Source organism: Endozoicomonas ascidiicola (assembly GCF_001646945.1).
In the GTDB taxonomy this organism is placed as follows: domain Bacteria; phylum Pseudomonadota; class Gammaproteobacteria; order Pseudomonadales; family Endozoicomonadaceae; genus Endozoicomonas; species Endozoicomonas ascidiicola.
Window position 1 is genome coordinate 6,173 of sequence record NZ_LUTV01000007.1, and the last position, 5,961, is coordinate 12,133.

Genomic DNA, 5,961 nt, shown 5'->3' on the forward strand with positions numbered 1-5,961 from the left:
TGTAAAATAGCTGTCTCGACAACCGCTATTTTACCGTAGATCAACAGAGACAAGCACTTCAGTTCTTCCCCAGATTTTTAACCGGACAGCAGTGTATGTGGAAGCCTTATGTGAAGGCTATTGCGGAATTTGCGGGGCAAGCTCTGCATATTCTTGATCGTTTTCACATCGTGGCGATGTTAAATAAAGCCATCGATGAAGTCAGGGCTTCGGAGCACAAACAGCTTCAGGCTGACGGTTATGAGCCTGTTTTGAAAAAGTCTCGCTGGTGCCTTCTGAAGCGGAAAGAGAACCTGACTGAGAAAGAAGAAGTCAAGTTAAGCACAGTGCTGCAATACAACCTCAAAAGTGTCAGAGCGTACCTGCTTAAGGAAGAGTTTCAGGTGTTCTGGGATTACGTGTCGCCACATTGGGCTGGAAAATATCTGGATCGTTGGTGTAAAAGAGTGATGAGATCAAAGTTAGAACCGATGAAGAAGGTTGCCAAAACAGTTCGACGACACAGACCACTTATCCTGAATTGGTTCAGAGCTAAAAAGGCGTATTCAAGCGGTATAGTTGAGGGTCTGAACACCAAGATAAAACTCACTACGAGAAAATCTTACGGTTTCAGAACCTACAGATGCGCGGAAATTGCGTTATACCATGCACTTGGCAAGCTACCTGAACCAGAAATTGCCCACAGATTTTACTGACGAGGCAGAAAAATTAGCCATTGGCCTCTGGTGAGGCTCATTTTTTATGACCGATACTATATAATCCCCGTTTTGCCAATTGATAAGACGCTTCCCCGGCGGGAACTTTATATGAAGACAAGCGAAATACGTTCAGCATTTCTTGAATACTTCAGGGAAAATGGCCATGAAGTGGTTGCCAGTAGCTCTCTGGTGCCCCATGACGACCCGACGTTGTTGTTTACAAATGCCGGGATGAACCAGTTTAAAGACACTTTCCTGGGCCGTGAACAGCGGGATTACAAACGTGCCACCACTTCCCAGAAGTGCGTTCGTGCCGGTGGTAAGCATAACGATCTGGATAACGTCGGTTACACCGCGCGCCATCACACCTTTTTTGAGATGCTGGGCAACTTCAGTTTTGGTGATTACTTTAAAAAAGACGCCATTCATTTTGCCTGGAACTTTCTGACCGGCACCCTTGGTCTGCCAAAAGAGCGTTTGTGCGTCACGATTTATGAATCTGACAATGAAGCTTACGATATCTGGTTAAACGATATCGGGATTGCAGCAGACGACATTATCCGCATTGGTGACAACAAAGGCGCACCTTACGCATCTGATAACTTCTGGCAGATGGGCGACACTGGGCCTTGTGGTCCTTGCTCCGAGATTTTCTTTGATCATGGCGATCATATCTGGGGTGGCCGTCCGGGCACGCCGGAAGAAGACGGTGATCGTTTTATCGAGATCTGGAATATCGTATTTATGCAGTATAACCGTCAGGCCGACGGTGAAATGCTGCCGCTGCCCAAGCCTTCCGTTGATACTGGTATGGGGCTGGAGCGAGTTGCTGCAGTGATGCAGCACGTGAACAGCAACTATGAGATCGATCTGTTTCAATCTCTGTTGAATGATGCTTCAGAAGTATTAGGTGGCGTTGCTACGACAGAAGCTTCTCTGCGTGTGATTGCGGACCATATCCGGTCCTGCAGCTTCCTGATCAGCGATGGCGTGATGCCTTCCAATGAAGGTCGTGGTTATACCCTGCGTCGTATAATTCGTCGTGCCTGCCGTCATGGCCATAAGCTGGGCGCGAACGATTCCTTCTTCTATAAGTTGGTAACCTCTCTGGTGAAAACCATGGGCGAAGCCTATCCCGACTTGGCAAAGAATCAGTCTCAGATTGAGAAAGTGCTGCTTCAGGAAGAAGAACAGTTCACCCGCACTCTGGATAAAGGGATGAAACTGTTGGAAGAAAGCATTGCCTCTATGAACGGTGATGTGATTTCCGGCGAGACAGTATTCACCCTGTATGACACTTATGGATTTCCTGTTGACCTCACGGAAGATATTGCCCGTGAGCGGGATCTCAAAGTAGATATCGAAGGTTTTGAAAAAGCCCTGGAAGCTCAGCGTGAACGCGCCCGCGCCTCCAGCAAATTTGGTGCAAACTACAATGATCAGTTGGTCATTGAAGGCGCTACCGAGTTCACCGGTTATGAAAATACCGCTGGGCAAGCCAAAGTTCATGCGTTGTTTGTAGAAGGCAAGCCAGTTGAGTTGATCAGTGAAGGTCAGCAGGCGACAGTTGTTTTAGAACAAACACCGTTTTATGGCGAGTCCGGTGGCCAGGTAGGCGACACTGGATTACTGAACTTTGCTACTGGCTCTTTGCGGGTTGTTGATACTCAGAAGCAGGGCGGTCATCACCTGCATCAGGTGGAAGTGGTGTCTGGTGAGCTGAAAGCAGGTGAAGAAGTCTCTGCCAGTATTGATGCGGACAAGCGTCATGCGACGTCTTTAAATCACTCGGCAACCCACTTACTGCACGCTGCGCTGCGTCAAGTGCTCGGTGAGCATGTGACTCAGAAAGGCTCTCTGGTTAATCCTGAGCGTCTGCGTTTTGACTTCTCTCACCTGGAAGCGGTTAAGCCTGAAGAACTGAAAGCAATCGAAAGCATCGTTAACGAACAGGTTCGTGCCAATACGCCGGTTCAAACCGAACTGATGGATATGGATGCGGCCATTGCTAAAGGTGCTATGGCGCTGTTTGGTGAGAAATATACCGATGAAGTGCGTGTTCTCACCATGGGCGCTGATGGTTTCTCCGTGGAGCTTTGTGGTGGTATTCACGCCAATCGTACTGGTGATATCGGTTCTTTCCGCATTGTGGCAGAAAGCGGCATTGCTGCCGGTGTTCGTCGAATCGAAGCGGTGACAGGTGGCGGTGCTGAAGCGTTTGTTCAGGCGCGTTTTGCTGATTTGACCAATGCTTGTCGTACGCTGAAAGCCAAGCCTGAAACGTTGGAATCCAAACTTCAGGCGCTGGTTGAACAGAGCCGAAGTCTCGAAAAAGAGATGCATCAGCTGAAGCAGAAACTGGCCAGTGCTGGCAGTGCGGATCTGGTGTCTCAGACTATCGAAGTAAAAGGCGTTAAACTGCTGGCGGCAGAGCTGGAAGGTATCGATCCAAAATCCCTCAGAGATATGGTGGATCAGCTGAAAAACAAGCTGGGTTCCGGTGTTGTCTTCCTCGCGACGAAGGCGGATGGCAAAGTGCCTCTGGCTGCCGGTGTCACCAAAGACCTGACTGGCAATGTAAAAGCGGGCGATCTGTTGAAGATGGTTGCTGAGCAGTTGGGTGGTAAAGGCGGTGGCCGTCCTGACTTTGCTCAGGGTGGTGGCTCTCAGCCAGAAAACCTCGGCAAAGCTCTTGCTTCTATTACCGGGTGGCTGGAAGAAAAACTGTAAGCACTGCTTGCCATTGTGTCAGTAATGCTGACAGGTTTGGTAAATAATGCTCAAAAACGGGGCGCTTTATCAGGAGCGCCCCGCTTTTCTTGTTTCAGGGCATACAACGGCTGATGATTTCGTGGTACATTCTGCCGTCATTCAAGTGAAATTCTGGTCATGGCTGATTGAAGTAGAACGAATAAAATGGCGCTTATAGTACAGAAATTTGGCGGAACATCCGTTGGTACAGTTGAACGCATTCAAGGCGTTGCTGACAAGGTTAAGGGTTTTCGTGAGCAGGGGCACGACATTGTCGTGGTGGTGTCTGCCATGAGTGGCGAGACTAACCGGCTGGTGGAGCTGGCTCACAGCATGCAGGCTCAGCCGACGCCCAGAGAAATGGATGTCATTCTGTCTACGGGCGAACAGGTCACCATTGGTTTGCTGAGCATGGCGCTGAATGAGCGTGGATGTCCGGCCACTTCTTATACCGGCAGTCAGGTGGCGATCGTCACGGACTCCGTTCATAACAAAGCTCGTATCCAACGCATTGAAACCGAAAATATCCGCAAAGATCTGGAATTGGGTCGTGTTGTAGTGGTTGCCGGTTTTCAAGGGCGGGACGAAGAGGGCAATATCACTACTCTTGGGCGTGGCGGCTCTGACACGACAGCGGTTGCTCTTGCTGCAGCCCTTGAGGCGGATGAATGCCAGATCTATACCGATGTGGATGGTGTTTACACCACCGACCCGAGAGTGGTTGAAGGTGCCCGTCGTCTGGATCAGATTACGTTTGAAGAAATGCTTGAAATGGCCAGCCTTGGCTCCAAAGTCCTGCAGATCAGGGCGGTGGAATTTGCTGGCAAATACAATGTTAACCTGAGAGTTCTCCATACATTCCAGGATGGCCCTGGAACACTAATAACACTGGATGAGGGTTGCAACATGGAATCACCGGTCGTATCCGGCATTGCATTCAATCGAGATGAAGCCAAGCTAACGATTAAGGGTGTACCGGATATTCCCGGAGTAGCCTCCCGGATTCTTGGGCCGATCAGTCGGGCCAATATTGAAGTGGATATGATCGTCCAGAACGTATCGGATGATAAAACCACGGATTTCACCTTCACCGTGCATCGTAATGACTACGATCGCACCATTGAGGTGGTTGAGCAGATCGTTGAAGAGCTGGAAGCTCGTGAATACGATGGTGATATGAAGATTGCCAAAGTCTCCATTGTTGGCGTAGGTATGCGCTCTCATGCCGGTGTGGCTTCCCAGATGTTTGAAGCACTGGCTGCTGAAGGTATCAATATTCAGATCATTTCCACATCGGAAATCAAAGTGTCGGTCATCATCGCTGAGAAGTATCTGGAGCTGGCGGTGCGTGCGCTTCACTCTGCTTTTGAACTGGATAGGGAACCAATTGAAGATAAGTAGGTCTAAGTAGTAAGTGCGCTAGATCTGTTATGATGTCTTCGGACAGAGGATTTGGTTCAGGCAGTTGCCAGCTATTGGTTACTGCCTGAGGCTAAGTTATAGGTTGTGACCGGGTTTCCATAAGGTAAAAATACGAATGGAAATCTGTAGTTTGACGACTAGACTGGGTTTGCTGAATAATTCTTAAGCATGAACGGTTGAGCTGACATATACTTCATATCTTCAAACTGGCTTCGTCGGTTTATGAATTTGATGTGTCTGTACTGGGGTTGGTGTCGTATATTCGCACCTGAGAGACTTGTTTTTTAAAGCCTGTTTTTCATCAGCATTCCAAAACAATGCACCAGCGTGCTCAGAATTGACGGTTGTTGACTTAACAGAGATGTAAATAAGGAGATTGTAATGCTGATTCTGACTCGCCGCGTAGGAGAGACCTTAATGGTCGGGGACGAAGTCACTGTCACCGTTCTGGGTGTTAAGGGCAATCAGGTACGTATTGGTGTTAACGCACCAAAAGAAGTTGCTGTGCATCGTGAAGAGATTTACCAGAGAATTCAGAAAGAGAAAGAGTATAAGAAAGGTGGCAGTCAAAGTTACGAAGAAGGTGACTATGAGTCTGGCTACGAATCTGAATCTGAGTCTTACGAATCCTACTGATTATCCTTCCGTCGTCGCTTATTAAGCTTTCAGAAATCTTTCCAGTATCATGACTGAAACGAGAGCCTCTATGGTTGGGTTCTCGTTTGGTTATGTCCCTCCAAGCATTTGCTTTACTTAGGTTCTCGTGTGGTTTTATGAGAACTGGAATCAATAGATTTTTTATCCTCTGATGCTAAGCCAGAAGCGGTTTTATTGATCAAAAAACACTTGCATTTCAAGGTGTTCAAGGTAATATAGCTCTCGTTCCCGGTGAGGTGGCCGAGAGGCTGAAGGCGCTCCCCTGCTAAGGGAGTATACGGTTTGTAGCCGTATCGAGGGTTCGAATCCCTCCCTCACCGCCATAAAATCCCGCTAAGTTGTTGAAGTTTCAGCCTTTTATTTCCTGTCTAAAGTCCCAGATAACTATGTGTCCAAAATGTGTCCATTTTATTTCAGGGAATTATTATTATTT

General features: G+C 48.2%; 3 protein-coding genes, 1 tRNA gene and 1 pseudogene. All 5 read left to right on the forward strand.

Annotated features, from left to right (window positions below; genetic code table 11):
• Positions 1-95 precede the first annotated feature (95 nt).
• Positions 96-695 (forward strand): ISL3 family transposase, encoded by a 600-nt coding sequence (locus AKL11_RS19225; RefSeq protein ID WP_067520658.1) that lies wholly within the window; start codon positions 96-98, stop codon positions 693-695.
• A gap of 111 nt (positions 696-806) precedes the next feature.
• Positions 807-3,428 (forward strand): alanine--tRNA ligase, encoded by a 2,622-nt coding sequence (gene alaS / locus AKL11_RS19230; protein ID WP_067520662.1) that lies wholly within the window; start codon positions 807-809, stop codon positions 3,426-3,428.
• Between the two features lie 186 nt (positions 3,429-3,614).
• Positions 3,615-4,850: an aspartate kinase gene (locus AKL11_RS19235; RefSeq protein WP_067520665.1), complete on the forward strand. Its 1,236-nt coding sequence runs from the start codon at positions 3,615-3,617 to the stop codon at positions 4,848-4,850.
• 402 nt (positions 4,851-5,252) lie between these two features.
• Positions 5,253-5,417: pseudogene (csrA, locus tag AKL11_RS19240) on the forward strand (carbon storage regulator CsrA); the annotation flags it as partial.
• A gap of 341 nt (positions 5,418-5,758) precedes the next feature.
• Positions 5,759-5,851, forward strand: a tRNA-Ser gene (locus tag AKL11_RS19245).
• Positions 5,852-5,961: the final 110 nt, after the last annotated feature.

Bases quoted from the DNA above. Each gene is read 5' to 3' on its own strand.
- alaS (WP_067520662.1), top strand. From the start codon at position 807: ATGAAGACAAGCGAAATACGTTCAGCATTTCTTGAATACTTCAGGGAA.
- AKL11_RS19225 (WP_067520658.1), top strand. From the start codon at position 96: ATGTGGAAGCCTTATGTGAAGGCTATTGCGGAATTTGCGGGGCAAGCT.
- AKL11_RS19235 (WP_067520665.1), top strand. From the start codon at position 3,615: ATGGCGCTTATAGTACAGAAATTTGGCGGAACATCCGTTGGTACAGTT.